This is a genomic window from Nonomuraea sp. ATR24, from assembly GCF_041950485.1.
Classification (GTDB): Bacteria; Actinomycetota; Actinomycetes; order Streptosporangiales; family Streptosporangiaceae; genus Nonomuraea; species Nonomuraea ceibae.
Genome location: NZ_JBGNUU010000002.1, coordinates 609,918 through 632,929 on the forward strand (window position 1 = coordinate 609,918; position 23,012 = coordinate 632,929).

The window sequence follows — 23,012 nt, forward strand, 5'->3', positions numbered from 1 at the left end:
CCCAGCCTGGGGTATTCCACTTCCCAAAAACGCCATGACGCCTTTCCCTGACAGAAAAGGGAAAGGAAGAACGGCTCAATCGGCGTCGGCGAGCGGCAGCCGCAACACGAAAGCCGCACCCGCCTCCGAGTCCCCGACCTTCAGCGAACCCTGGTGCGCCTCGGCGATGGCACGGGAGATGGCCAGGCCGAGACCGCTGCCCTTCGGGTCGCGCCGATGCGCCTCGGCCAGCCGGACGAAGGGCTGGAACACCCGCTCCCGGTCCGCCTCCGCGATGCCGTCGCCGTCGTCGAGCACCGTGACGACCGCCTGGCCGTCCACCCGGGCGAGGCTGACCTCCACACCCGACCGGGCGTGACGCTGCCCGTTCGCCATCAGGTTGACCAGCACCTCGCAGATCTGGACGGTGTTCCCGCGCACCAGGACGCCCTCCGCGCCCTCCTCGACCCGGACCCGGACCGGCACCCCCGAGCGCCGCGCCGCCGCCTCCCCGCGCACCAGCTCGGCCAGGTCCACCCGCTCCGCGCCGTGCGGGGCGGCCCGGACCCGGGCCAGCATCAGCATCTCGTCGATGATCGACTGGCAGCGGTCGGCGGTGCCGAGCGCGTCGCGGATGGCCTGGTGCGGGTCCACCTCCCGATACAGCAGCGCCTCCTCCAGCTGCGTCCGTATCCCGGTCAGCGGCGTGCGCAGCTCGTGCGACACCATCGAGCAGAAGTTGCGCTGCTGCTCGACCGCCGCCTGGAGCCGGGCCAGCGTCACGTTCGCGGTACGCGCCAGCCGGGCGAACTCGTCACTGCCGTGCGGCTCCGGGATGCGCAGGCTCAGGTCCGTCACGGTCACCTCGGCCAGCCGGCGCCGCATCGCCTCCACCGGCCGCAGCGCCAGGCCGGTCAGGACCCAGGCCACCCCCACCATCAGGGCGCTCGCCGCCAGGACGCCCGCGCCCAGGAACAGCTCCAGCCGGTGCGTGGCGAGGATCTCCGGCTGCATCCGCCCGGCGTAGACCACGTGCGACTCGCCGCCCCACAGCACCTGCTCCTCCTGGGGCGACGGCCGGGTGGCGGTGAACATGACGGACCCGGCCGGCGAGCACTCGGTCCGGTGCTCGATCCGGTCCTCCGACCGCGGCCAGAACGCGCTGAGCGGCGGACGCCCGGCGGCCGCCCGGCTGGCCGACACCACGTTCCCGGACGAGTCGACGAGCTGCATCAGGTCGACGTCCGAGGCGGTGACCGGCGGCGACGGCCGCCTCGTGGTCATCGACCCGATCCAGTCGGTCGCCGCCCGCTCGGTCTCCTCGAAGACGCCGCGCTCGATGGCGGCGCGGATCGCCACGTCGGCGAGCACGCCGATCGCGCTCAGCACGACCAGGGAGAACACGCCGGCGGCCAGCGCCAGCGTCGCCTGCACGGACAACCTGCCGGCGGGCGCGGCCCTCACGCCCGCCGCCGCCCACGCGCCGCCGGATACACCCGGTGAACGTTCCTCGCCTTCACCGTGGAATAACCCAGCATTCGGTCAAGGCGCCGCCGCCCCTCCATTTGATCCTCTTTCCGGCATATGCTCCGTTTCGCCGGGCGAATACATCGGCGTACGCCCGGCGGGAAAGGGTGACGACGTCAATGGACATGGACACAATGGACCTGGACACGACCTTCCTGGAGGACGCGGACCGGCTCCTCATCCGCTACGGAGCCGCCTTCACCCCGCGCCTCATCGAACGGGCCTCCGGCTCGTACGTTTACGACCGCGAGGGCACGCCCATCCTCGACTTCACCTCCGGGCAGATGAGCGCCATCCTCGGCCACGCGCACCCGGACATCGTCGCGACCGTCTCGGCGGCGGTCGCCTCCCTGGACCACCTCTACAGCGGCATGCTCAGCGCCCCCGTCCTCGACCTGGCCGCCAGGCTCACCGCCACCCTGCCGCCCGAGCTCGGCAAGATGCTGCTGCTCACCACGGGGGCCGAGGCCAACGAGGCGGCGATCAAGATGGCCAAGCTCGCCACCGGCGGCTACGAGATCGTCTCCTTCGACCGCTCCTGGCACGGCATGACCCAGGGGGCCGCCGCCGCGACCTACTCGGCCGGGCGGCGCGGCTACGGCCCGCCCACGCCGGGCAACCTCGCCCTGCCCGCCCCCACCGCCTACCGGTCGCCGTTCCGCTCCCCCGACGGCTCCTACGACTGGGAGGCCGAGCTCGCCTACGGCTTCGCCCTGGTCGACCGGCAGTCCTCCGGCAGCCTCGCCGCCTGCCTCGTCGAGCCCGTCCTGTCCTCGGGCGGGATCATCGACCTGCCTCCCGGCTACCTGCGCCGCCTCAAGGACCTGTGCGAGGAGCGCGGCATGCTGCTCATCCTCGACGAGGCGCAGACCGGCCTCGGCCGCACCGGGACGATGTACGCCTTCGACCGCGACGGCGTCACGCCCGACATCCTCACGCTGTCGAAGACCCTCGGGGCCGGGCTGCCGGTGGCGGCCGTCGTCACCACCACGGAGATCGAGCGGGTCTGCCACGAGCGCGGGTTCCTCTTCTACACCACGCACGTTTCCGACCCGCTGGCCGCCTCGGTCGCGCTGACCGTGCTCGACGTGATCGGGCGCGAACGCCTCGTCGAGCGGGCCGCCCGGCTCGGCGACCAGCTCACCGAGCGGCTGCTCGCACTGCGCGACGCCTATGAGGTCGTCGGCGACGTCCGGGGCCGCGGCCTGCTCCAGGGCGTCGAGCTGGTCCGCGACAAGGCGTCCAAGGCCCCCGCCGACGCGCTCGGCGCCGCCGTCACCCGCGCCTGCCTCGAACGCGGGCTGCACATGAACATCGTCCAGCTACCCGGGATGGGAGGCATCTTCCGCATCGCCCCGCCCCTCACGATCGGCGAGGACGACCTGCACACGGGCGTCGACATCCTCGAAGCCGCCCTCAAGGCCACGACCGGCTGAGTCCCCCGGCCGAACGGCTTCCGCCCGGCCGGGAACGTCCGGCGTGCCGGGCTGGCCCGGGCGCCTTCTCGGGTGGCACCCTGCGGAGAAGCGCCCCGTACCGTCGAGGCCGTGCTCGTCGCGGCGCTGGGAGAGTGACATGCTGCTCGTCGTCGCGCTGGGCGGCAACGCCCTGCTGGAACGGGGCGAACGCCCGGACGCCGCGGTGCAGCGGCGGCACGTGCGGGCAGCGGCCCGCGCGCTCGCCCCGCTGGGCGCCGAGCACACGCTGGTGCTCTGCCACGGCAACGGGCCGCAGATCGGCATGCTGGCCGTCGAGAGCGCGAACGACCCGGACCTGGCCCACCCGTTCCCGCTCGACACGCTCGGCGCCCAGACGCAGGGCATGATCGGCTACTGGCTGGCGCAGGAGCTGGCCAACGCGGGCCTGCCCGGCCCGGTGGTCACGATCGTCACGCAGACGGAGGTGGGCGCGGACGATCCGGCGTTCGCCGCGCCCACGAAGTTCGTCGGCCAGAGCTACCCGGAGGCCGAGGCGCGCAGGCTGGCCGTGGAGCATGGGTGGACCGTGGCCCGGCAGGGCGAGGGCGGGACGTGGCGGCGGGTCGTCGCGTCCCCGGCGCCGCGCCGCGTCGTCGAGCTGCCGACCATCCGGCGTCTCGTGGCCGCCGGCACGTCGGTGATCTGCGGCGGCGGAGGCGGGGTGCCCGTGCTGCCCCGGCCCGGCGGGCGGCTGGAGGGCGCGCAGGCCGTCGTGGACAAGGACCTCACGGCGGCGCTGCTGGCGATCGAGCTGGGGGCCGACCGGCTCGTGGTGCTCACCGACGTCGACGCGGTCCGGCGCGACTTCGGCACCCCGCGGGAGCGGCCGCTGTCGTCGGTGGACGTGAGCGAGCTGCGCGCGATGCGGTTCCCGGCCGGGTCGATGGGGCCGAAGGCGGAGGCGTGCGTACGGTTCGTCACCGCGACCGGGCGGCCCGCGGCCATCGGCGCGCTGCGGGACGCGGCGGCGGTGCTCGCCGGGCAGGCCGGGACCACGATCACGGCCTCGCCCGGCGCTTGCGGGCCGGCGGTCACGACGTCGCACGGCGTCGGCGAGCCGGGCGGCTGACCGCCTCGCGCGATCCTGAGGCTCAGCGCTCCTCCTGAGGCTCAGCTCTGCTCCTCCAGGTGCTGCGCTACGACGCCGATCAGCCGCCGGGCGCGGGAGGCGAGGGCGGCCAGGTCGCCGTCCGCGCAGGCGTCGCCGAGCAGCGGCGCGCCCATGCCGACGGCGCGGGCGCCCGCGCGCAGGTAGGCGGGCACGTCCTCGATCCGGACGCCGCCGGTCGGCACGAGCGGCACCTCCGGCAGCGGCGCGAGCACGTCCCTGACGTAGCCGGGGCCGCCCGCCGCGCTCGCGGGGAACACCTTGACCAGGGCCGCCCCGCCCCGCCACGCCTGGAGGATCTCCGTCGGCGTGAACGCGCCCGGCACGACGGGGACGCCGAGCCTGCGTCCCTCCTCGATCACCTCGGGCAGGACCGCCGGGGTGATCAGGTAGCCCGCTCCGGCGTCGACGGCCTCCCGGGCGGCCTCGGCCGTCAGCACGGTGCCCGCGCCCACCGCGACCCCCTCGGTCCCGCCCCGGGCGGCCCACCGGATCGCCTCCAGCGCGCCGGGCGTCGTCATCGTGACCTCGGCCGCCCGTATGCCGCCGCCGGCCAGCGTCGCCAGCACGGCGGCCAGGTGGCGCGAGGCAGCGGCCCGGACGACGGCGATCACCGGGACGGCGGCAAGCGCCTCCTCCAGCCCGGTCACGTGACGGCCCCGGTCATCGCGGCGCGTCCACGGCCGTGAGGTGGAGCAGCGCGGAGCGGTCCGGGAACAGGGGCGGCACCGCGATGCCGGAGGCGGCCAGCGCCGAGCCGGGCAGCACGGCGCCGCCGGACGTCCAGGCGGAGGCGGCCCCGTGGGAGTCGACGGGGACCAGGGGCCGGATGCGGTAGAGGGTGCCGGGGTCGAGGCCGGGCAGGCGGAGGAGGCCGGGCGGCCAGGTGGCGGGGCGGTCGAGCAGCGCGATCTCGAAGAGGGCCGCGCGCCCGTCGGGGGCGACGACGCCGTGCGCCTCCACGCCGTCGGGCACGTCGTCGAGCCGGACCATGACGCCGCCGTGGAGCAGCTCGCGGTGCTCCTTGTGCAGGGCGATCCACCCGGCGAGCTCGGCGAGCTCGGCGTCGGTGAGCGCGGTGAGGTCCCATTCGACGCCGTAGTGGCCGAAGAACGCCGTGGCGGCGCGGAAGGCGAGGTCGTGGCGGCGGCCGGTGGTGTGGGAGCGGCCGGCGCCGATGTGGCTGCCGATGAGCTCGGGCGGCAGGAGCTGGGCGGTCCAGCGCATGATCTGGCGGCGTTCGGCCGGGTCGATGCAGTCGCTGGCCCACACGCGGTCGGTGCGTTCGAGGATGCCGAGGTCGACGCGGGCGCCGCCGGAGGAGCAGGACTCGATCTCCAGCCGGGGGTGGGCGGCGCGGATCTCGTCGAGCAGCCGGTAGACGGCGTGGGTCTGGGCGTGCACGGCGGCGCGGCCCTGCCGGTGGGGCGACCCCGCGTCGACGAGGTCGCGGTTGTGGTCCCACTTGACGAAGTCGAGCTCGTACTCGCCGACGAGGGCGAGCAGCCGTTCCTTGATGTGGGCGTACGCGGCGGGGTTGGTGAGGTCGAGCACCTGCTGGTGGCGGGCGGTGGGCGGCAGGCGGTCACCGGTCCGCAGGATCCAGTCCGGGTGGGCGCGGGCGAGCTCGGAGTCCGGGTTGATCATCTCGGGCTCGAACCAGAGGCCGAACTGCATGCCGAGCTCCCTGACCCGCTTGACGAGCGGGTGCAGCCCGTCGGGCCAGACGGCCGGGTCGACGTGCCAGTCGCCGAGGCCGGCGCGGTCGTGGCGGCGGCCGAGGAACCAGCCGTCGTCGAGCACGAACCGCTCCACGCCGACCCTGGCGGCACGGGCGGCCAGGTCGAGCAGCCGGTCCAGGTCGTGGTCGAAGTAGACGGCCTCCCACGTGTTGAGCACCACGGGCCGGGGCGAGGCCGGGTGGGCGGGGCGGGCGCGCAGGTGGTCGTGGAAGCGGCGGGCCGCCTCGTCCAGGCCGCGCCCGTACGTGGCGTGGATCCAGGGCGTCCGGTACGTGTCGCCGGGGGCGAGGACGATCTCGCCGGGCAGCAGCAGCTCGCCGCCGCCGATCAGGGTGCGGCCGGTGGCGGTGCGCTCGGCGTAGTGGCGGTGGCCGCCGCTGAAGCCGACGTGCAGCCCCCACGCCTCGCCGCGCCGGAAGCCGAGGTCGGCGGTGCCGGCGAACAGGACGGTGGCGGCGTCGGCGCCGGTGCGTCCGCGCCGGTTCTCCCGCAGGTGGGCGCCGACGGTGAGCGGGCGGCGTTGCGGGACGCGTTCCTTGGACCAGCGTCCCGCCTGGTCGAGCACGTCGGTGGCGTGCCCGGGGACCGGGAGGGCCAGGTTGAGCGCGTCGAGCGTGTAGGGCAGGTCGTGCTCGTTGCGCAGCTCGGCGCGGGCGCGCAGCAGCCCGTACGGGGCGAGCTCGGCGGTGAGGGCGAGGGCGAGGCGGGCGTGCGGGTCGGCGGCGGTGACGGTGAGGCGCCGCCCGGCCGTCTCGCAGGTGACGGCGGTGAACGCGGGCGACCAGTTCTCGCCCTGGTGGTGGCCGGACAGGCCGGGCAGGCCGGCCCAGCCGGTGCGCGCCTCGGGGACGAGCGCCGTGCGGATCGGCGCGTCGGAGGTCTGGTCGGGGCGCGGCCTCAGCTCGGCGGCCAGGTGCTCCAGGGCGTCGTCGGCGAGCGGGCCGAGGTCGGGCCCCCAGTGCAGGATCGCGGGCAGGGCGTCGGGAGGGCATTCGAGGACCACGGACACGCCGGCGGCCCTGAAGTGGTGGAGGTGCATGGGGTGCTTTCTGCTGGACGGTGCCTGCTGGACGTGCGGAGATCGTACGTCAGCGGCGCGGCCCGGCGACCCCGATGGCCCGCCTCACGGTGAACGGGTCCGGCAGCATGTCGAGCATCGCCCTGGCCAGGTCGCCGCGCGTCATGGAGCCGGGCACGTTGGCGTCCACGGCGCTGCGGTAGCGGCCGGTGGCGGGCTTGCCGGTCAGCCGGGGAGGCCGCAGCACGGTCCAGTCGGCGGTGCTCGCGGCCAGGGTCCGCTCCATGCGTTCGAGGTCGGCGTACACGGTGCCGAAGACGGCGCGGACGGCGGGCATGCCGAGCCTGCGCCACAGCAGCGACTCCCCCGCGCCGGTGCGCAGCACCGGCTGGGCGCTGAGGGCGAGCACGCGGCGGACGCCGGTGGCGTCCATGGCCGTCAGGATGGCGGCGATGCCGGCCGAGCACACCCGCGAGGTGTCGTTGCGGCTGTTGGGCCCGAGCGCGGACAGGACCGCGTCGCTGCCGGTCAGGAGGGGTTCGAGGGTGCGCGGGGCGAAGACGTCGGCGGTGGCGATCTCCAGCGCGGGGTGGGAGAGCGGCAGCCTGGCCGGGTCGCGGACGGCGGCGACGACCTCGTGGCCCGCGGCCAGGGCGCGCTGGACGACGGCTCTGCCGGTGCCGCCGGTGGCGCCGAAGACGGTGATCCTCACGCCGACGATGCTAGCCAACCGATTCATCGGCCGGTGAAATGCGCTGCGGCGAACCGGGGGTTGACAGTCGTTCCGCGCTCTTCGCTATCTTGTACATATGAACACCTCTTCAGATGAAGGCATCTTGATGGTGGACGGGTGCGCCGTCAAGGTCGTCGACGCCGACCGGGTGAGCGCCGTGCGGGAGCGGATGCCGGCCGCCGAGGACGTGACCGACACCGCCGACGTCTTCGGCCTGCTGGCCGACCCCAACCGGCTGCGGCTGCTGGTCGCGCTCCTGGACGGCGAGCTGTGCGTGTGCGACCTGGCGGCGGTGACCGGCCAGAGCGAGTCGGCCGTCTCCCACGCGCTGCGGCTGCTGCGCGCGCACCGCATCGTGGCGGCACGCCGTTCCGGCCGGATGGCGTACTACCGTCTGGAGGACCCGCACGTGCGGATGCTGCTCGACGTGGCGCTCGCGCACACCGAGCACACCGAGGCCATCCACCCCGAGCGCGACGGGAGGTCGTGATGGGCTCCGGCCACGGGCACGGGCACGCGGCGGGCCGCCACCGCTGGCGGCTGGCCGTCTCGTTCGTGCTGATCGGCGTCTTCTTCGTCGTCGAGCTCGTCTTCGGCCTGCTGTCGGGCTCGCTGTCGCTGCTGTCGGACGCCGGGCACATGGCCGCCGACGTGGTCACGCTCGGCGCGGCGCTGGTCGCCACCCGCATCGCCACCCGTCCCGACACGACCGGCCGGCGCAGCTACGGCTCCTACCGGGCCGAGGTGTTCGCCTCGCTGCTGGCCGTCGTCATGATGCTGGGCGTCGCGCTCTACGTGGTGATCGAGGCCATCGGGCGCATCGGCGAGCGGGCCGAGGTGTCGTCCGGGCCGATGATGATCGTCGGTGCGATCGGCCTGCTGGTCAACCTGGTGGCGCTGTTCCTGCTGCGCTCCGGCGCGGGCGAGAGCCTCAACGTGCGCGGCGCATACCTGGAGGTGGTCGCCGACACGGCCGGCTCGGTCGGCGTGATCGTCGCCGGCTGGCTGGTGTCGGCCACCGGCCAGCCGTTCTGGGACACGTTCGTCGCCCTGGCCATCGGCCTGTTCGTCGCCGTGCGCGCCGTCTCCCTGGGCCGCCAGGTCTTCGCCGTGCTCGGCCAGCACGTGCCCGAGGGCGTCGACCCCGACGCCGTGGCCGCCGACCTGTCCGCCATCGAGGGCGTACGGGACGTGCACGACCTGCACCTGTGGACGCTCACCTCGGGCATGAACGTGGCCACCGCCCACCTGGTCACCGCCGAGCCGGCCGACCACCACGCCGTCCTGGACCAGGCGCGCGACGTGCTCAGCCGGCGTCACCACATCGCCCACGCGACCCTCCAGGTCGAGCCCGCCGACCACCGGGGCTGCGACGAGGTCGGCTGGTGAACATGCGCAACCTTTGGTTGCGCGATCCGGGCCGTACGCGCTAGCCTTACACGCAACCAAAGGTTGCACGTAAGGTCTGGAGAGTTCAGCATGGAGTACGGCAGCATCGAACGCGAGATCCACGTCGACGCCACCCCCGAGGTCGTCTTCGAGGTCGTCAGCCGCCCCGAGCACATCTCCCGCTGGTGGAGCGACGACGCCTCGATCGAGCCCGTCCCCGGCGCGACCGGCGAGCTGATCTGGGGCGACCGCGAGCAGGTCGCCCCCATCACCGTGGTGACCGCCGAGCCGCCCCGGCTGTTCGCCTTCCGCTGGTGCGAGACCGGATCGGCCTCGCTGCTCGTCACCTTCGAGCTCACCCCGGCGGGCGCGGGCACGCGGATCCGGCTCACCGAGACCGGCTTCCGCGAGCTGGGCTGGGAGGCCGCCAAGCTGGCGGAGTGCCACCGCGACCACAGCCAGGGCTGGGACACGTTCGTGCCCCGGCTCGGCGAGTACGTCACGCGCCTGGTGGCCACACCGTGACGGCGGCCGTCGACGACGAGCTGTGGTCGGCCGTCGGCGACCCGACCCGGCGGCGCATCCTCGACCTGCTCCTGGCCGACGGCCACGGCACCGCCACCAGCCTCAGCGAGCGGCTGCCCGTGACCCGCCAGGCGATCACCAAGCACCTCGGCACGCTGGACCGAGCCGGGCTGGTGCACGCCTCACCCGCCGGGCGGGAGAGGAAGTATCGGGTGGACGAGGCGCAACTGGCCCGGGCCGTCGCCCAGCTCTCCTCCGTCGGCGCGGCATGGGACGCCAGGCTCCGGCGCGTCAAGCGCATCGCCGAGGAGATCCAGCGCACCGCGGACCGTACGGAGGGATCATGACCGATCAGGGCACGACCATCACCCTGGAGCTGCCCCGGCCGCCCGCCGAGGTGTTCGCCGCCGTCCTCGACGTGCGCGGCTGGTGGTCGAGGAACGTCACCGGCGCCACCGCCGCCGAGGGCGACGAGTTCGGCTACGAGGTGCCCGGCGTCCACCGGTGCCGCATCCGGCTCACCGAGGTCGTCCCCGGCCGGCGCGTGGTCTGGCGCGTCCTCGACAACGCCTTCTCCTTCACCGAGGACCAGGCGGAGTGGACCGGGACCGAGATCCGCTTCGAGATCTCCGGCCCCGGCGACGGCCCGGCCGAGCTGCGCTTCACCCATGTCGGGCTGCTGCCGGAGTTCGAGTGTTACGAGGTCTGCCACCGGAGCTGGGGCTTCTACGTGGGCCACAGCCTGCGCGAGCTCGTCACCACCGGCGTGGGGCGGCCCAACGAGGTGACCGACGGCGCCGACGTGCTCGGCCCCCGGATCGACGCCGCCCTGCTGGGCTCGCCCGCCGTCACCTGAGCCGATCGGCGGCGACGGCGGCGCTGACCGTGACGCCGCCGGACTGCGACACCGCCACCTTCAGCGTGCCGCCCGCCTCGGCGAACGCGGCACGCATCCGAGCCTCGGGCAGCGGCGTCCCGTCCGCCGCGCCGCTCGCCTCGAAGCTGACCGTCAGGCGCAGCCCGGACGCCGACAGCGTGACGGCCAGCGACACCACGGGGACCGGGTCGTGCGCCTCGGCGGCGGACAGCACCGGGCGGACGACCGACAGCACCGCCTGGCTCGCGCGCGGCGGCACGGCCCCGGCCGGCAGCGCCCACACCTCGGCCGCCGAGCCGGTACGGTCCGTCCACAGGGCGAGCTCGGCCTGGATTTCCCCGGCCAGGCGCTGCCCTTTCGCGCGCACGTTCATGCCCACCGCGCATTCCCCCGACGATCAATGGCAACTTTTCTCGCGCAACCTATCAATCACCGGGCTGTGACCATAAGTCCATAAATGCGTCACATATCGCTCATTTTCCGCCAGGTCAGGGGTGTGGTCGGAGATGGCAATGTCCTCCCCAGAAGGTCGCCGTACGCCGCGTGGCGCGCTGACCGGCTTTGCCCGGGTATGCCATCGTGACTCGTCCCAGCAGCCGCCCCCCGGGAGGCCGTCGCTCGGCCGTCCCAGGCCCTGACCGGCGTGCCGCGCGCCACGCTCGTGGCCGGCCCCGGTTCGGCGGATCACGATCCCACACCCGCGGCGCGCTCGCGCCCGACCACGAGGAAGGCTGGCCAGCGTAAGCATGACCGGCAGGCGACACACCCCGACCGACCTCACCACCCCCGACGCGGCCACGGGGGCGGCCCCCAGCGTGGCCACCGACGCGGCCACCGAGGCGGCCACCGGCGCGGTCGCCGGGGCGCGTACGGGCGCGGCCGTCCGCGCGGATGCCGTCCCGGATCCGGACGCGCCCGGGAAGTGGCGGGGGCGGGTGAGCGTCGTGCAGGTGGCCGGGGGCGCGATGGCCGCGCTCACGGCGGCGGTGGCGGCCTCGTGGCTCGGGGTGGCGGGCACGGTGATCGGCGCGGCGGTCATGAGCGTGGCCACCACGGTCGGCACCGAGCTGTACACCCACTACCTGCGCCGCACCCGCGCCAAGGTCAGGCAGCACACCGTCACCGGCAGGCGGCACCGCCCGTCGGACCAGGCCCGCTCCTCCCGCCCGGCCCATGTCTCGGACCAGGCGCGGGCGGGGCGGGGGCGGGTGGGGTGGCTCCGGCTGGGCGGGGCGGCGGCGCTGGTGTTCACGCTCAGCTTCGGCGGCATCCTGATCTACCAGGCGATCGCCGGGCAGACGGTGTCCGAGCAGCTCAAGGGCGCGACGGAAGGCAAGGCCGAGCCCGCCGGCCGGGACGCCGCCAAGGACCGCCGGACCGAGCCCGCCCTGCGCCACTCCCGCCCGTACCCGGTCTCGCCGACGCCGTCGGGCACCCCGTCGTCCACGCCGTCCGCGACCGGCTCGCTGGCCACGCCGTCGGCGTCCGCGACCGTGACCGCCACCGCGCCCTCCCCCACGGACGCGCGCACCGATCAGCCGGCCGCGCCGCCCGCCCAGGAGCCCACGGACCGGCCCGCCACGCCGCCGCCGACCGGCGCCGAGCCCACCGAGCCGCCGCCGCCCGCCCCCTCACCGTCCGCCCCGCTGTCCGGCCTCCTCCCCTTCCCGTGAACGACCGCGATTCCGTGAGCGACCGCCCTTCCGTTAACGACCGCGCGGATCTCGTACGTACGCGAAAACACCCCGCACGGGCAGGGGCCCCGGCTGCCAAGGCGGGGTAGGGACCTGGGGTGGCCGCCCCACGCCGACGCGGATCTACGACCAAGGAGAGGCGATGGCCGACTTCGCCGAACGGTACGGAATCCCCGAACAGCACTTCTGGCTGCACGGCCCGCGCTCGGGCCCGCCCGTCGAGTTCGACCCCGCCTCGGGGATGTGGAACGTCTACGGCTACCCGGAGCTGCACGAGGTTCTCGGCGACCCCGCGACCTTCTCCTCCGACACCATGCGGGTGGTGCCGAAGGGCCTGGTGCCCGAGGTCGAGGAGTTCTCGCTCGACGGCTTCATCACGCAGATCGACCCGCCGGCGCACGGCAAGCTGCGCAGGCTGGTCAGCAGCGCCTTCACCCGCAAGATCGTCGCGGATCTGGAGCCGCGCATCGCCGCCCTCACCCACGAGCTGCTGGACGCGGCCCGCGAGCGCGGCCGGCTGGAGCTGGTGACCGACCTGGCCTACCCGCTGCCGGTCATCGTCATCGCCGAGCTGCTCGGGGTGCCCGCCACCGACCGGGCGCTGTTCAAGCGGTGGGCCGACGCGCTGTTCCAGCGTGACACCAAGGTCTCGCTCACCGAGCCCGACGAGAGGCAGCTCGCGCAACGGCAGGAGTCGCTGCGCCCGTGGAAGGAGATGTCGGACTACCTCGCCGGTCACGCGGCCGAGCGCCGGGCCCGGCCGCGCGGCGACCTGCTGAGCCTGCTGGTGGAGGCGGAGGTCGACGGCGAGCGCCTGCCCGACACCCAGGTGGTGAACTTCGCGATCGTCCTGCTGCTGGCCGGGCACGTCACCACGACGATGCTGCTCGGCAACACGGTGCTCTGCTTGGACGCGTTCCCGGAGCAGCAGGATCGGGCGCGGGCCGACCGGTCGACGATCCCGGCCGTGATCGAGGAGTCGCTGCGTTACCTCACGCCGTTCGCCGCGCTCGGCCGTGCCACGACCCGGGAGGTGGAGCTGGGCGGCGTGAAGATCCCGGCCGACCAACTGGTCATGGCGTGGCTGGGGTCGGCCAACCGGGACCCGAGGCAGTTCCCCGATCCGGACATGTTCGACCCGGGCCGCGACCCGAACCCGCATCTGGCGTTCGGCCGGGGCATCCACTTCTGCCTGGGCGCGCCGCTGGCCAGGCTGGAGGGGCGGGTCGCGCTGAACATCCTGCTCGACCGCCTCCCGTCCCTGCGCACCGACCCGGACGACCCGCCGGAGCTGATGCCGGCCCCGACCATGACAGGCGTACGCCGTCTCGCCCTGGCCTGACCTCCGGCGCGAGCGGGGGCGCGCGTCAGCCTGTCGCGGGCGCCGGTTCCACGTTCGGGAAGGAGCCGTCGCCGAAGAGGATGCGGGCCGCCAGGGCGCGCCCGGCGCGTCCGCGCAGGGCGGTCACGGCGGCCTCCGCGGCGGCGGGCGACCGGATGCCGGCGAAGGCGCGGCGCAGCATCAGCCGGGTCCGGTACCGGGCGCGCAGCGCGGCGCCGTCGTACCGCTCCAGCTCGCGCCGGTCGCCGGTGCGCAGGTAGGCGGCGGTGACGGAGGCGGCCAGGGCCGCCATCCGCAGGCACGGGTCCAGCCCGCCCGCCGTCAGCGGCGACACCGCGCCGGCCGCGTCGCCGACGAGCAGCCCGGCGGGGCACGCGAGCCGGCGCAGCACGCCGCCGACCGGGATCGGGCCGCCGCGCCGCTCGACCGGCCCGGCCGGGTCGGCGCGGCCGGGCGCGCCGGCGGCGAACGCGTCCAGCAGGTGGCGTACGCCGGTGCGCATCGCGTCCGGACGGCCCGCGACGCCCACGTGTGCGTGGCGGCCGTCGTCGATGACCCACCCCAGGTAGCCGGGGGCGATCCTGGGGTCGAGCACGCAGTGGAACGCCGGGACGGTCGTGCCGGACGCGACCGGGTGGACGAGCTCGGCGCCGACGAGGAAGCGCCGGTTGACGTCGAGGCCGAGGTCGCGCGCCACCTGGGAGCGGGCGCCGTCCGCGCCGACGACGAACCGGGCCGCCACCGGCTCCGCCCCCTCGAACCGCGCCACTCCCGCCCGCACGCCGCGGAACCGTGCGCCCAGCCGGACCTGCGCCCCGGCCGACTCGGCCTCGCGGCGCGCGTGCTCGTACACGCCGGCCATGTCGGCGACCCGGTACTCGTCGCGGTCGCTGGTGAGGCGGATCGGCGCCCGCCGCGACGGCGGGTACAGCAGCACGTCGCGTACGCCGGGACCGAGCAGGTGGTCCGGCAGGTCGAAGTCGTCGAGGGTGCGGCGTACGAAGATGCCGGTCGTGCGGATGCCGGTCGTCAGCGTCCTGCGGCGCTCGGCCACCAGCACGTCCAGTCCCTGCCGGGCGAGCAGCTGGGCGGTGCTCAGCCCGGCCAGGCCCGCGCCCACGACCAGGGCGTCCACTGTCTGCATACCCTGCGACGCTAGGGGCGGCGCCCGGCCGGGGCGATGGTTTGCACGGTAACCGCCCGATACCTCCACAGGTCCGCCACATGCGGGGCGGCGTCAGGGCGGGGCGTCGAGGCTGCCGACGATGAGGGCGGTCAGCGCCTCGGCGGCCTCGGCGGCGGTGGCGCGGCCCTGGTTCAGCTCGGCGGCGAGCGCGTCGGCCGCGCCGAGCACCCCGGCGCAGCGCAGCCGTAGCGCCTCTGGCGGGAGTCCGGTGTGGGGGCGCAGGGCGGTGGCCATCAGCTCCGCGTAGTCGTCGAACAGGTCGCGTTCGATCGCCTCCATCTCCGGGTTGCCCTTGAGCGCGGCGGAGACGGCGTGCCATTCGGGCATGTCGGTGGCGCAGGCGAAGTAGGCGGCGCTCAGGACGCGGGCGATCTCGCCGGGCACGGCCGGGGCGCCGCGCAGGGCCTCCTCCGAGGCGGCCCGGTGGCGTTCGTCGAGCCGCCGGTAGAGCGCGATGAGCAGGCCGGGCCGGGTGCCGAAGTGGTCGTAGACGATCGGCCTGCTCACCCCGGCGGCCTCGGCCAGGCTCAGCAGCGTGAGGCCGTCGGTGCCGTGGGCGCGCACGATCGCCAGGGCGGTGTCGAGCAGCTGCTCGCGCCGGGCCTGCTTGGACAGGCGGGTGGATCCGGTGGTCATCGTCCTCCTTGCGTCGCCGCCCCAGTCTAAGCTACAAAATGTAAGTTACAGAATGTAGGTTAGCGAGAGGACACCCCGTGGAACACTCCGTACTCATCCTGGGCGGCTCCGGGCAGGCAGGCTCGGCGACCGCCGCCCTCCTGCGCCGATGGCATCCCGACCTGCCGCTGACGATCGCCGGCCGTGACCTCGGCCGCGCCCGCCGGGTCGCCGACGACCTGGGGGCCGCCACCGCCGTCACCGCCGACCTGGACCGGAGCGATCTCGGCCGCCCGGACGACGCCGCCCACTCGGCGGTCGTGGCGACCGTGTGGGACAGCCGCCTGCACGGCCTGCGTTACGCGCAGGAGCGCGGCCTGCCGTACCTCAGCATCTCCAGCGGCCTCGTCGACCTCGGGCCCGAGGTCGTCGCCGCGGCCGCGCGGCCGGGCGCGGCGCCGGTCCTGCTCGCCAGCCACTGGTACGCCGGGCTCGTCGTCCTGGCCGTGCTCGACCTCGCCCGGGAGTTCGGCAGGCTCGACAGCATCCGGGTCGGCGGCGTGCTGGACGAGCTCGACAGCGGCGGACCGGCGGCGGCGACCGACCTGGAGCGCCTGCTGGCCGCCACCTCCTCCGGGTACGTCCGCCGCGACGGCGTCTTCCACTGGGTCCCCGGCGCCGAGGCGCAGACCGAGGTCACCAGCGCCGACGGCACCGTGCTGCCCGCCCAGTACGTCCCCATCCCCGACGTGCCCAGCCTGGCCCTCGCGACGGGGGCGCCCGACGTCGGCTTCGCGTTCGCGTTCGGCGAATCCTCGGGCAGGAGGCGCGGCGGGCCGCCGTCCACCGAGGTCAGGATCGACCTTGGCGGCGTGGACCACGCGGGCGCGCCGCTCACGACCAGCCACTACCTCCTCCACCCCGAGGGACAGCGCCCGCTGACCGCGCTCGGCATCGCCCTCGGCGTCGAACGGCTGCTCGGCCTGCGCGGCGACCCCGTGCCGCCCGGCCTCCACACGCCCGAGTCGCTGATCGACCCCGGCTACGCGGCCGGGCGGATGGCGGAGATCGGCGTCACCTTGACCACGGCCGAGACTTCCGCTGACTCCGCCGATCGAGAATCGCGGAGGGCGCACCCGTGAGATGATCTAGTTCATGATGGGTCTGTCAGGCACGGGCCGCCCTGCCGAGCTCGGCCGGGCGTCGGCTGACGGCGCCGCCACGAGGTCCGACGGCGCGCCGCTGCCCGGGTCCAGCGCGAGACCGCGCGCCGGCGCCATGCCCGATGCGGGCGCGGGCGCGGTGGTCGCGTCGTGACGCGCGCCGCCGACCCCGACCTCACCAGCGTCGGGCGGATCGACGGCCTGCGCCCCGGCCAGGTCCCCGCCGCCGACGTCGAGCTGATCGACGGGCTCGACCCGCTGACGTGGCAGGTGGCCGTGGCCTGGCTCCAGGGCCGCCCGTCGGCGGCCCGGCGCCGCACCTGCCTGCGCGTCCTCGCCTCGTGGCTGCGCTGGCTGTACGCGGCCGAACCGGCGCTCGAACCCCTCGCGGCCACCGGGTCCCACCTGGACGCCTACTGCTACACCGCGCTCACCACCGGCGTCGGCCCCGCAGGCAGGCCGCTGGCCAAGGCGACCGTCGCCGGCAGGCGCGCCGTCCTGGCCTCCTTCCACGCCTTCGCCGAGGCGTCCGGCGCGACCCGGGCCCGGCGCTCCGCCGACGGCGCACCGCCGCTCACCCCGGCCGAACGGCGGCTGCTGCGCGGCGGCGTCGCCCGGCTGGCCGAGGACGGCAGGGCGGCCGAAGCCCTGGCCGTCGCGCTGCTGGAGGCCACCGGCGCGTCGGTCGACGCGCTGGCCGCGCTCACCGTCCACGACATCCACGCGCTGCCCGGCGGCGAACACCCCCTCGTGCTCGTCCTGCACGGCGAGCCCGACGGGCCCGTCGCGTACCCGATCCCGCCGCGCGCCCGCCCGCTGCTGCGCGAGCTGTGCGGCGGCCGGGCCGCCGGCGAGCCCCTGATCACCGGCCCTCACGGGCGCGACGTCGACGCGCGCTGGGTCACCGCCGCGCTCACCGACGCCGCGCTGGCCGCCGGATTACCCCGGCACCGGGCCGAACTCCTGCACCCGGGCCTGCTGCGGGCCGTCACGGTGACCGAGTTCGCCCGCTCGCACAGCTCCTGACACGGCTGGAGACGGCTGCTCGGACGCTGCTCAGACGCTGCGCAGGACCGACACCACGATGCCCAGCACCACCGCGTCGTCGCCGTCGATGACGTCGTACGCGGGATTGCGCGGCTCCAGGTAGACGTGCCCGCCGCGCCGGCGGAACACCTTGACCGTGGCCTCCCCGTCGATCATCGCCGCGACGATCTGGCCCGAGTGCGCCTCGGGCTGCTGCCGTACGACGACGAGGTCGCCGTCGCAGATCGCGGCGTCGACCATCGAATCACCCCGCACCCGCAGGCCGAACACGTTGCCGCGCCCCGTGAGGTCGCGCGGCAGCGTCAGCGTGTCGTCCAGGCGCTCGTCCGCCAGGATCGGCGCGCCCGCCGCGATGTCGCCCACCACCGGCACGCTCACCAGGTCGCGCGCCTGCTCAGGCGCCGCCCCGTGCAGGAACATCCGCACGTCGATCGGCCTGCTCACCGACGACCCGCGCGTCAGGAACCCCTTCTTCTCCAGGCTCCGCAGATGCTTCGACACCGCCGACGACGACCGCAGCCCCACCGCCCGGCCGAGCTCCCGGGTGCTCGGCGGGTAGCCGTGCCTGACCACCCAGTCGCGGATCGTGGCCAGGATGCGCTGCTGGCGCGGCGGCAGGGCCGAGACGTTCAGATGCTCGAACAGGTCAGGATCGTCGTAGGCGGTCACGTGCGAAATGCTAGGGCAGGAAACCGCACCGCTCGGCGAACGCCGACAGTTCCTCGCGCTGCTCGCCCGGATCGGTGGCCGACGAGCTCACCACCAGCCGCGTCACCCCCTGCCCGGCCAGCTCCGCGACACGCTCCCCGGACATGCCGATCGACCCGAACCGCGTGTACTCCAAAGCGTCCGGATCGCGGCCCGCCGCCGCGGCCGTCTCGCGGGCCAGCTCCCACTGCGCCGCCCGCTCCTCCGGCCCCAGCGCACCGCCCGCGAAGTAGCCGTCCCCCCGCAGCCCCGCCCGCCGCGCCGCCGCCCGCGACGATCCCCCCACATGGATCGGCAGCCGCCCGGCGGGCTTCGGATAACTGCACAACGCCTCGAACGAGAAGAACTCCCCGGCGAACCCCACCCCCTCCTCCCCGCCCTCCCACAGCAGCCGCAGCACGTCGATCGCCTCGTCAGCGCGCCGCCCCCGCGTCCGGAACTCCACCCCCCCCGCCTCGGCCTCCCCCGGCAGCGCCCCCACCCCCACCGTGAGCAGCCGCATCCGGCCCTTCGACAGCACGTCCACCGTGGCCAGCCGCTTGGCCAGGATCACCGGATGGTGGTACGGCACCAGCAGCACCCCGGTGCCCAGCAGGATCCGCTCCGTCGCCGCCGCCACGAACGCCAGCGCGTCCAGCGGGTCCACGTACGGCAGCGTCGGCGGCAGCTCGAACGCCCCCACCTTGGCGCCCGGATACAGCACGACGTGCTCGGGCATGTACAGCGACTCGAACCCGCACTCCTCCGCCAGCCTGGCGAACCCCACCAGCTTGTCAGGATCGACCCCCTGGTGCGGCGTCCCATAGCTGATCCCGAACTTCATCGCCCAACCCCCGATCACCGCCGCGCCCCGCGCGGCCCGCCCGAACCCCGCCACGCTAAAACCCTGACACCAACGACAAGTCAACCCCGCCCCCTGCCACGAGAAGCCCCCTTCCCAAGCCCCGCCCCAGACCCGACCCACCCGGAGGACAACTGCGGACGCGCCCCCGGCGACGGCCCACGGGGGGCGGCATGCGAGCGCGCCCCCAACCGACCCACCGGGGGCCGCATTGCGGACGCGCCCGAACCGACCCACGACGTTGGGCCTGCGCGGCACCTCGGCAGGCCGCTCCCGGTGGGTCGCTCCCGGCAGGCGCCCGGGGTCGCCCACCGGGGTCGCGCACCGGGATCGCGCACCGGGGTCGCTCACCGGGGTCGCTCCCCCTGCAGTCCGCCCTCCCGGGGGGTCGGTTGGGGGCGCGCCCGCGCGCCGCCCCCGGTCACCGGCACAAGCCCCCCTGGCCCGACCCAGCGGGAGGAAGTGGAGGCGGCGTGTGGCGGTCCGGGTCGGGGCCCCGGCCCGCTCGGTCGAGGCGCGGGGGCGCAACCGCTGGGGCTGGTCGGTAAGAGCCAGGCGGCGGCCAGGCCGGGTCGGGGCCAGGCGCCGGGCGGGGCCCGGGGGCCAGCGGGGGCCAGGCCGGGGCAGGCGGCGGCCAAGCCGGAGGGCCGGAGCGGGCGGCGGCCAAGCCGGAGGGCCGGAGGCGCGCGGGGCCAGGCCGGGGGCGGGCAGCGGCCAAGCCGGGGGGCCGGGGGCCGGGGCCGGGGGCGCCCGGGGGTCGGGGGCCGGTCGCGGGCGGGGCCAGGCCGGGAGCGGGCGGAAACCAGGCCGGGGGCGGGCCAGGGTTACGGGTCGCGTTTGTGGAGGAGTTTGGGGAGGGTGGCGAGGGTGGCGCCGCCGGCGGCGCCGGCGCTGAGGAGGGCGCCGGGCCATTCGGCGCCCGTGGCGAGGACGAGGGCGCAGGTGATGGCGGCGATCATGACGGTGAGCGTGAGCGTGAGCAGTTGGCGCGTGGTGAACATCGGTCCTCGTCTCCTCAGGTGCGGTCGTCGGCCCAGAAGTCGATGAGCTCTTCCGGGGTGAGGTCTTCGGGACGCCCGGCGGGCGGGGTGCGCCCGGTGGCGAGCACCCAGGTGGTCAGGAGGGTGACCAGGAGGTGCTCGTCCGCCGGGCAGGGGGCGTCGGCGCAGTACACGATGCTGGACGGGCGGGCCGTGAGTATCGGCATGGGCGGTGGCCTCCCGAAGAGCAGCGATGAATGCGGTAACCATGCGGCTTGACGGAGGCCGTGGGCCAGCGATCCAAACGTGCTCGGACAGAGCCGTACGAGATCGGAAATAGACGGCAGCGGACGTTAAACTCCGCAAGCATCCGACATCGTCCGGATTCATCCGGAGTTATCCGGCAGCCCGCCCACGAATGGCGTCGAAAGTGCTGCTAGCTACCCGAATGGGCGACTGGGACCAGTGGGACAGTGATCATCCGGAGTGGCCACGGCAACCGGATGAGATGGAATCTGCGAAGTGTCATCGACGCGAGAATATTTCTGCAAATATGGCGACAATTCTTAGCCCACCACCCAACAAGGACGATGACTGACACTCCCCGGGCAGGATCTCACTCCGCCTTCATAGCCGCGCTCATAGAGCTCCGGGAATCGGCCGGCCAGCCGAGCTATTCAGAGATGCACCGATTGTCGCGCGCACCGGACGTTCCCAAGGAACTGCCCGCGAGCACCGTCAGCGACATCCTCACCGGCAAGCGGGAACGCCTGCCGGACTGGAAGCTGGTCGCCTCGTTCGTGATGGTCTGTCACCGTCATGCCGAGCAGACGGGCCTGCCCCGCGACGCCCTCGGCACCGTGGAGCAGTGGCAGACCCGCTGGCGCGCCGCCAGGAGCGAGCAGCCGCCGCGCACCCCGTACGTCCCCGGCACGCCGGCGCCCGGTGCGCACGTCACCGGCACGTACGACCACTATCGGACCCCCGCGGACGAGGCCGAGCGGCGGACGACCAGGACGGTCGCGCGGCTGGTGCGGCGGGCGGGCGACGGTGACGCCGAGTCCGCCTACCGGCTGGCGATCATCCACGTGCTGACCGGCGACCTGGCGGCGGCCCGCTACTGGCTTCACGCCGCGCGCGGGCGGCATCATCCCGACGCCGAGGCGTTCGCCGCCGATCCGCGCCCGGTCGAGTTCGCGGCGCGGCTGTCGTTCGCCTACGGCCAGGCGTACGAGCAGGAGGGCCGGGCCAAGCACGACATCGCCAGGTTCTACTACGGGCTCGCGGCCCGGCACGGCCATCGGCCGGCCGCGCAGCGGCTGCGGGTGATGCGCGCGCTTCCGTTCGGCAAGCTGCTGCCCGCGCCCGTCGGGGGTGAGGTCCGGCCGGGGTGAGCGTCAGATCCGGCGGGCGCCGTCCTGCCAGTAGGGGTCGCGCAGCAGCCGCTTGTACAGCTTGCCGGTGGGGGTGCGCGGCAGTTCGGGGACGAAGTCGAACGACCGGGGCACCTTGTACCCGGCCAGCGAGGCGCGGCAGTGGGCCGTCAGCTCGGCGGGCAGGCCGCCTCCCGGCTCGACGCCGTCCGCGAGCTCGACGGCGGCCTTGACCTGTTCGCCGAACTCCTCGTCCGGCACTCCGAACACCGCGACGTCCCGGACGGCCGGGTGGGTGATGAGCACACTCTCGATCTCGGCCGGGTAGATGTTCACGCCCCCGCTGATGATCATGTCGATCGCGCGGTCGCACAGGAACAGGTAGCCGTCCTCGTCGAAGTAGCCGATGTCGCCGGTGGTGAACAGCCCGCCGGCCCGGTGGATGGACGCGGTCTTGTCCGGGTCGCCCCAGTATTCGACGTCGTCGCCGTTGGCGTAGCGGAACCAGATCTGGCCCTGCTCCCCCGGCTTGGCGGGCGTGCCGTCGTCGAGCAGGATGTGGATCTCGGTCGCCGCCTGCGGGCGGCCGACGCTGCCGGGCTTGGCCAGCCACTCCTCGGCGGTGATGACGGTGTTGACGCCCGCCTCGGTCGAGCCGTAGTACTCGTGGACGACCGGGCCGATCCACTCGATGATCTGCCGCTTGACCTGCGGCGGGCAGGGCGCGGCGCCGTGCCAGACCGAGGTGAGGCTCGCCCCGGAGAACGCCTGCCGGGTGGCGGCGTCCACGCGCAGCAGGCGGACGAACTGGGTGGGCACCAGGTGCACGTTGGTGATCCCGTACTCGTCGATGAGCCGCAGCGTCTCGGCGGGGTCGAACGCGCGCCGCATGACCACCGGGCAGCCGCCCATGAGCGCCATGAACGAGAACATCCACTGGGCGGAGTGGTAGGCGGGCCCGGCCAGCAGCGTCCGCCCGCCGTCGGGCACGGTGAAGGTCTGGCCGAAGCGGTCGGCGGCCAGGGCGAGGGCCTCGACGGGCAGGCCGGTGGTGGACTGCTTGCGGCTGACGCCCTTGGGCCTGCCGGTGGTGCCGGAGGTGTAGAACATGGGGCTGCCCATGACCTGCGGTTCCGGTTCGCCGGGCGGGGCCGCGGCGATGAAGTCCTCATACGGGACGAAGCCCTCGATTCCCTCACCGAACGCCACGCGTACCGGCAGGTCGAGCCCCTGGACGGCCTCGGCGGCCTGGGCGGCGAAGGCCGGGTCGGAGAGCAGCGCCCGCGCGCCCGCGTCCCGCAGGACGTAGGCGAGCTCCTGGGCGGTCCAGTGCCAGTTGACCAGGACGTAGCGCAGGCCGATGTGGCCGGCGGCGGCCATGACCTCGAAGTACTCGCGCCGGTTGGCGGCGTGGAGGGCGAGCACGTCGCCGGCGGCGAGGCCCGCGCCGAGGAGCGCGCCGGCCAGCCGGTCGACCCGCTCGTCCAGCTCGTGCCACGTGGTGACGCCGTCCTCGTCGGCCAGCGCGAGGTCGCCGGGCCTCGTCTCGGCGAAGCGGCGCAGCAGTCGGGCCATCGCTGATCTCCACTCTCGACTCAATAATAGAACTGGATTCTAGATATTGATTCCTCGATTAGATCACGCGCCCGGCCGGCTGTGAAGCCCGCCCCCGTCCGGCCCTGCAAGC

General features: G+C 74.4%; 25 protein-coding genes. 13 read left to right on the forward strand and 12 right to left on the reverse strand.

Annotated elements, in window-relative coordinates:
- Positions 1–75: 75 nt before the first annotated feature.
- Positions 76–1,413 carry a sensor histidine kinase gene (locus tag ACBI99_RS06775; protein ID WP_375071899.1) on the reverse strand — a complete coding sequence of 446 codons (1,338 nt, stop codon included), beginning with the start codon at positions 1,411–1,413 and terminating at the stop codon, positions 76–78.
- A gap of 212 nt (positions 1,414–1,625) precedes the next feature.
- On the opposite strand from ACBI99_RS06775, the gene ACBI99_RS06780 reads away from it, so the two are divergent.
- Both ACBI99_RS06780 and ACBI99_RS06785 read left to right on the forward strand, forming a co-directional pair.
- On the forward strand, positions 1,626–2,942 hold the full coding sequence (locus ACBI99_RS06780; RefSeq protein WP_375071900.1) for an aspartate aminotransferase family protein: 1,317 nt from the start codon (positions 1,626–1,628) through the stop codon (positions 2,940–2,942).
- Positions 2,943–3,081: 139 nt separating this feature from the next.
- Positions 3,082–4,053 (forward strand): carbamate kinase, encoded by a 972-nt coding sequence (locus ACBI99_RS06785; protein ID WP_375071901.1) that lies wholly within the window; start codon positions 3,082–3,084, stop codon positions 4,051–4,053.
- Positions 4,054–4,094: 41 nt separating this feature from the next.
- Here the strand turns inward: ACBI99_RS06785 and ACBI99_RS06790 are convergent, their stop codons facing one another.
- Genes ACBI99_RS06790 through ACBI99_RS06800 form a run of 3 tightly spaced genes read right to left on the reverse strand, consistent with a single transcriptional unit; the run spans position 4,095 to position 7,564 of the window.
- Entirely contained in the window at positions 4,095–4,742 is a 648-nt protein-coding gene (locus ACBI99_RS06790) for a bifunctional 4-hydroxy-2-oxoglutarate aldolase/2-dehydro-3-deoxy-phosphogluconate aldolase (protein WP_375071902.1), read from the reverse strand.
- 13 nt (positions 4,743–4,755) lie between these two features.
- Positions 4,756–6,873 (reverse strand): alpha-galactosidase, encoded by a 2,118-nt coding sequence (locus ACBI99_RS06795; RefSeq protein WP_375071903.1) that lies wholly within the window; start codon positions 6,871–6,873, stop codon positions 4,756–4,758.
- Positions 6,874–6,922: 49 nt separating this feature from the next.
- A complete protein-coding gene (locus ACBI99_RS06800) occupies positions 6,923–7,564 on the reverse strand; it encodes an NAD(P)H-binding protein (RefSeq protein ID WP_357590983.1) in 642 nt (213 codons plus the stop codon).
- 97 nt (positions 7,565–7,661) lie between these two features.
- Here ACBI99_RS06800 and ACBI99_RS06805 point away from each other — a divergent pair, with 97 nt between their 5' ends.
- The 5 genes from ACBI99_RS06805 to ACBI99_RS06825 all read left to right on the forward strand — a co-directional run bounded on the left by ACBI99_RS06805 (position 7,662) and on the right by ACBI99_RS06825 (position 10,355).
- Positions 7,662–8,075 carry a metalloregulator ArsR/SmtB family transcription factor gene (locus tag ACBI99_RS06805; protein WP_219516661.1) on the forward strand — a complete coding sequence of 138 codons (414 nt, stop codon included), beginning with the start codon at positions 7,662–7,664 and terminating at the stop codon, positions 8,073–8,075.
- Positions 8,075–8,974, forward strand: a complete 900-nt coding sequence (locus ACBI99_RS06810; RefSeq protein WP_219516663.1) for a cation diffusion facilitator family transporter — start codon at positions 8,075–8,077, stop codon at positions 8,972–8,974. The genes ACBI99_RS06805 and ACBI99_RS06810 overlap by 1 nt, the downstream gene beginning before the upstream one ends.
- Positions 8,975–9,064: 90 nt before the next feature.
- Positions 9,065–9,499 (forward strand): SRPBCC domain-containing protein, encoded by a 435-nt coding sequence (locus ACBI99_RS06815; protein WP_219516673.1) that lies wholly within the window; start codon positions 9,065–9,067, stop codon positions 9,497–9,499.
- Complete coding sequence (locus ACBI99_RS06820) at positions 9,496–9,846, forward strand: metalloregulator ArsR/SmtB family transcription factor (protein WP_357590981.1); 351 nt, start codon at positions 9,496–9,498, stop codon at positions 9,844–9,846. Before ACBI99_RS06815 ends, ACBI99_RS06820 begins: the two co-directional genes overlap by 4 nt.
- The gene (locus ACBI99_RS06825) at positions 9,843–10,355 is read left to right on the forward strand and encodes an SRPBCC domain-containing protein (protein ID WP_357590979.1); all 513 of its coding nucleotides are present in this window, start codon (positions 9,843–9,845) and stop codon (positions 10,353–10,355) included. The genes ACBI99_RS06820 and ACBI99_RS06825 overlap by 4 nt, the downstream gene beginning before the upstream one ends.
- Here the strand turns inward: ACBI99_RS06825 and ACBI99_RS06830 are convergent.
- Positions 10,348–10,749 (reverse strand): hypothetical protein, encoded by a 402-nt coding sequence (locus tag ACBI99_RS06830; protein ID WP_219516677.1) that lies wholly within the window; start codon positions 10,747–10,749, stop codon positions 10,348–10,350. The two genes, ACBI99_RS06825 and ACBI99_RS06830, sit on opposite strands and share 8 nt — an antisense overlap.
- A gap of 373 nt (positions 10,750–11,122) precedes the next feature.
- On the opposite strand from ACBI99_RS06830, the gene ACBI99_RS06835 reads away from it, so the two are divergent.
- Together ACBI99_RS06835 and ACBI99_RS06840 are read left to right on the forward strand one after the other, a co-directional pair.
- Positions 11,123–12,049, forward strand: coding sequence for a hypothetical protein (locus ACBI99_RS06835; protein WP_375071904.1), 927 nt, complete (start codon positions 11,123–11,125; stop codon positions 12,047–12,049).
- Positions 12,050–12,212: 163 nt separating this feature from the next.
- Positions 12,213–13,412, forward strand: coding sequence for a cytochrome P450 (locus tag ACBI99_RS06840; protein ID WP_219519490.1), 1,200 nt, complete (start codon positions 12,213–12,215; stop codon positions 13,410–13,412).
- 25 nt (positions 13,413–13,437) lie between these two features.
- Here the strand turns inward: ACBI99_RS06840 and ACBI99_RS06845 are convergent, their stop codons facing one another.
- Complete coding sequence (locus ACBI99_RS06845) at positions 13,438–14,556, reverse strand: FAD-dependent oxidoreductase (protein WP_375071905.1); 1,119 nt, start codon at positions 14,554–14,556, stop codon at positions 13,438–13,440.
- 93 nt (positions 14,557–14,649) lie between these two features.
- Complete coding sequence (locus ACBI99_RS06850) at positions 14,650–15,234, reverse strand: TetR/AcrR family transcriptional regulator (RefSeq protein ID WP_246647085.1); 585 nt, start codon at positions 15,232–15,234, stop codon at positions 14,650–14,652.
- 77 nt (positions 15,235–15,311) lie between these two features.
- Between ACBI99_RS06850 and ACBI99_RS06855 the strand changes: the two genes are divergently transcribed.
- The 3 genes from ACBI99_RS06855 to ACBI99_RS06865 are packed head-to-tail and all read left to right on the forward strand — an operon-like array spanning position 15,312 to position 17,402.
- Positions 15,312–16,355 carry a hypothetical protein gene (locus tag ACBI99_RS06855; protein WP_219519483.1) on the forward strand — a complete coding sequence of 348 codons (1,044 nt, stop codon included), beginning with the start codon at positions 15,312–15,314 and terminating at the stop codon, positions 16,353–16,355.
- Between the two features lie 13 nt (positions 16,356–16,368).
- A complete protein-coding gene (locus ACBI99_RS06860; protein ID WP_375071906.1) occupies positions 16,369–16,530 on the forward strand; it encodes a hypothetical protein in 162 nt (53 codons plus the stop codon).
- A complete protein-coding gene (locus ACBI99_RS06865; protein ID WP_219519477.1) occupies positions 16,527–17,402 on the forward strand; it encodes a hypothetical protein in 876 nt (291 codons plus the stop codon). The genes ACBI99_RS06860 and ACBI99_RS06865 overlap by 4 nt, the downstream gene beginning before the upstream one ends.
- Before the next feature lie 30 nt (positions 17,403–17,432).
- On the opposite strand, the gene lexA is transcribed toward ACBI99_RS06865, so the two are convergent.
- The 4 genes from lexA to ACBI99_RS06885 form a co-directional block, all read right to left on the reverse strand.
- Positions 17,433–18,092 (reverse strand): transcriptional repressor LexA, encoded by a 660-nt coding sequence (gene lexA, locus ACBI99_RS06870; RefSeq protein WP_375071907.1) that lies wholly within the window; start codon positions 18,090–18,092, stop codon positions 17,433–17,435.
- A gap of 10 nt (positions 18,093–18,102) precedes the next feature.
- Positions 18,103–18,954 carry a TIGR03619 family F420-dependent LLM class oxidoreductase gene (locus tag ACBI99_RS06875; protein ID WP_375071908.1) on the reverse strand — a complete coding sequence of 284 codons (852 nt, stop codon included), beginning with the start codon at positions 18,952–18,954 and terminating at the stop codon, positions 18,103–18,105.
- Positions 18,955–19,796: 842 nt separating this feature from the next.
- A complete protein-coding gene (locus ACBI99_RS06880; protein WP_219514365.1) occupies positions 19,797–19,973 on the reverse strand; it encodes a hypothetical protein in 177 nt (58 codons plus the stop codon).
- A gap of 14 nt (positions 19,974–19,987) precedes the next feature.
- Complete coding sequence (locus ACBI99_RS06885; RefSeq protein WP_219514363.1) at positions 19,988–20,179, reverse strand: hypothetical protein; 192 nt, start codon at positions 20,177–20,179, stop codon at positions 19,988–19,990.
- A 465-nt stretch (positions 20,180–20,644) separates the two neighbouring features.
- Between ACBI99_RS06885 and ACBI99_RS06890 the strand changes: the two genes are divergently transcribed.
- A complete protein-coding gene (locus tag ACBI99_RS06890; RefSeq protein ID WP_219514361.1) occupies positions 20,645–21,346 on the forward strand; it encodes a hypothetical protein in 702 nt (233 codons plus the stop codon).
- Positions 21,347–21,349: 3 nt separating this feature from the next.
- Here the strand turns inward: ACBI99_RS06890 and ACBI99_RS06895 are convergent, their stop codons facing one another.
- Positions 21,350–22,900, reverse strand: coding sequence for an AMP-binding protein (locus ACBI99_RS06895; protein ID WP_364181183.1), 1,551 nt, complete (start codon positions 22,898–22,900; stop codon positions 21,350–21,352).
- Positions 22,901–23,012 lie beyond the last annotated feature (112 nt).

Coding starts and splice junctions, on each gene's coding strand:
- ACBI99_RS06780 (WP_375071900.1), top strand. CDS start 1,626: ATGGACATGGACACAATGGACCTGGACACGACCTTCCTGGAGGACGCG.
- ACBI99_RS06785 (WP_375071901.1), top strand. CDS start 3,082: ATGCTGCTCGTCGTCGCGCTGGGCGGCAACGCCCTGCTGGAACGGGGC.
- ACBI99_RS06795 (WP_375071903.1), bottom strand. CDS start 6,873: ATGCACCTCCACCACTTCAGGGCCGCCGGCGTGTCCGTGGTCCTCGAA.
- ACBI99_RS06805 (WP_219516661.1), top strand. CDS start 7,662: ATGAACACCTCTTCAGATGAAGGCATCTTGATGGTGGACGGGTGCGCC.
- ACBI99_RS06810 (WP_219516663.1), top strand. CDS start 8,075: ATGGGCTCCGGCCACGGGCACGGGCACGCGGCGGGCCGCCACCGCTGG.
- ACBI99_RS06815 (WP_219516673.1), top strand. CDS start 9,065: ATGGAGTACGGCAGCATCGAACGCGAGATCCACGTCGACGCCACCCCC.
- ACBI99_RS06825 (WP_357590979.1), top strand. CDS start 9,843: ATGACCGATCAGGGCACGACCATCACCCTGGAGCTGCCCCGGCCGCCC.
- ACBI99_RS06830 (WP_219516677.1), bottom strand. CDS start 10,749: ATGAACGTGCGCGCGAAAGGGCAGCGCCTGGCCGGGGAAATCCAGGCC.
- ACBI99_RS06835 (WP_375071904.1), top strand. CDS start 11,123: ATGACCGGCAGGCGACACACCCCGACCGACCTCACCACCCCCGACGCG.
- ACBI99_RS06840 (WP_219519490.1), top strand. CDS start 12,213: ATGGCCGACTTCGCCGAACGGTACGGAATCCCCGAACAGCACTTCTGG.
- ACBI99_RS06845 (WP_375071905.1), bottom strand. CDS start 14,556: ATGCAGACAGTGGACGCCCTGGTCGTGGGCGCGGGCCTGGCCGGGCTG.
- ACBI99_RS06850 (WP_246647085.1), bottom strand. CDS start 15,234: ATGACCACCGGATCCACCCGCCTGTCCAAGCAGGCCCGGCGCGAGCAG.
- ACBI99_RS06860 (WP_375071906.1), top strand. CDS start 16,369: ATGATGGGTCTGTCAGGCACGGGCCGCCCTGCCGAGCTCGGCCGGGCG.
- ACBI99_RS06875 (WP_375071908.1), bottom strand. CDS start 18,954: ATGAAGTTCGGGATCAGCTATGGGACGCCGCACCAGGGGGTCGATCCT.
- ACBI99_RS06880 (WP_219514365.1), bottom strand. CDS start 19,973: ATGTTCACCACGCGCCAACTGCTCACGCTCACGCTCACCGTCATGATC.
- ACBI99_RS06885 (WP_219514363.1), bottom strand. CDS start 20,179: ATGCCGATACTCACGGCCCGCCCGTCCAGCATCGTGTACTGCGCCGAC.
- ACBI99_RS06895 (WP_364181183.1), bottom strand. CDS start 22,900: ATGGCCCGACTGCTGCGCCGCTTCGCCGAGACGAGGCCCGGCGACCTC.